This window comes from Arthrobacter sp. 05T47 (genome assembly GCF_056395825.1).
Window position 1 is genome coordinate 1 of the sequence record NZ_JBFTKG010000130.1, and the last position, 1,607, is coordinate 1,607.

General features: G+C 63.5%; 2 protein-coding genes. Both read left to right on the top strand.

The window, feature by feature from the left end; genetic code table 11:
- Positions 1 to 535 (top strand): dehydroquinate synthase/iron-containing alcohol dehydrogenase family protein (locus tag AC1DEY_RS23245; RefSeq protein WP_476870058.1); only part of this gene is annotated, 535 nt, incomplete at its 5' end.
- A gap of 49 nt (positions 536 to 584) precedes the next feature.
- Positions 585 to 1,607: zinc-dependent alcohol dehydrogenase (locus AC1DEY_RS23250; RefSeq protein WP_476870059.1), on the top strand; the 1,023-nt coding region annotated here is incomplete at its 3' end.

The following is a 1,607-nucleotide window of genomic DNA, read 5'->3' on the forward strand; positions in this document are numbered from 1 at the left end:
CGCTGTGGAAGCGCTGTACGCGCCGGACGGTTCGCCCATCATCTCCCTGATGGCCGAGGAGGGCACCCGTGCCCTCATCGAAGCGATGCCAAAGATCGTCGAAGACCCGTCCAACATCGAAGCGCGCTCCGATGCCCTGTACGGGGCCTGGCTCTGCGGAGCTACTTTAGGTGCGACGACCATGTCCCTGCACCACAAGTTGTGCCACACGCTCGGCGGGACCTTCAACCTTCCCCACGCCGAAACCCACACAGTGGTGCTTCCCTATGCCCTGGCCTACAACGCCCAGCACGCCCCGCAGGCGATCGCCGCCCTGCAGCGCGCCACCGGGGCAGACAACCCGGCGGCCCACTTCCGGAAACTAAGCCTCGCCCTCGGTGCACCGTCGTCCTTGGCCGAGCTGGGCCTGAAGGAATCCGACATCGACAAGATCGTTGAAATCGCCACCAGGAACCCGTACGCCAACCCGCGGGAAGTAACCCCCGATGGCATCCGCGAACTTGTCACGGCCGCGCTTCATGGCAGCGACGTCTAACAGTGTCCTCGTTGCTCCCTGTTGTCTGAACCTACAGAAAGAACACAACATGTCTGAGACCGTCAACGACGTGCGCACGGCGTCCGCAGCACCTCCGCTCGGGACCGTGCCGGCCGTCCTGGTCCGCAAAAACGCCGACGGCACCGTCACAGTCGAACCCGGCACAGCACCCGTCACCGCACCCAAGCCCAACGAGCTCCTGGTCAGGCCCGCTTACGTGGGGGTGTGCGGCACCGATATCGAAATCCTGCACGGCAGCATGCCGGAATCCTTCAAGATCAATTACCCCCACGTCCTGGGCCATGAATGGTCAGGCACCGTCGTGGAAGCCGGCGCATCTGTTGAAGGATTTCATCCGGGGGACCGGGTTCTCGGGCACGGACACCTGGGCGGCAACGACTGGTTCGGCGTAACCCATGATGGGGCCGCCGCCGAGCTGTTCACCGTCCCGGCCGACATGTGCTTCCACATCCCTGACGAGGTGGACATGCTCACCGCCGCCGTTATTGAACCCTTCGCCTGCGTATTGAACGGACTTAAGAAGATCGGCGGCATCAGTGCTGCCGACACGGTCCACGTGCACGGGCTCGGAGCAATCGGCCTGAATGCAGTGATCCAGGCTGTTACGGCGGGAGCGGAAGTGGTCGTATTTGATCCCAGCCCACTTCGTCGCGAAACGGCGATGAAACTGGGAGCTACGGCCGCCGTTAATCCGGTTGAAACCCCGGACACCACCGGTGCTGCAGCAGCAGCCATGGGGCGGTCCTTCGCCGACGTCGTCATCGAAGCGTCCGGCAACTCCGCAGCGCAAGCAGCAGCCCTGGAAAGCGCAGACCACAACGGACGCGTCCTGCTGATGGGTGTCTCCACACCAAAGTTTGCGCCTGCGCGCCTGGGCCTGGTCCAGGAACGAAACCTCTTGATTACCAGCTCCACCGGGGCGCCGGTAGCAGTATGGCCCGCAGCAATCCGCTACGTGGCAAACACCCGCCTCAACCTCGGTGAGATCGTCTCCACTGTCGTCCCGTTCTCCCGCGGAGACGAAGCCCTCCAAAGGGCACAGGACTCAAGC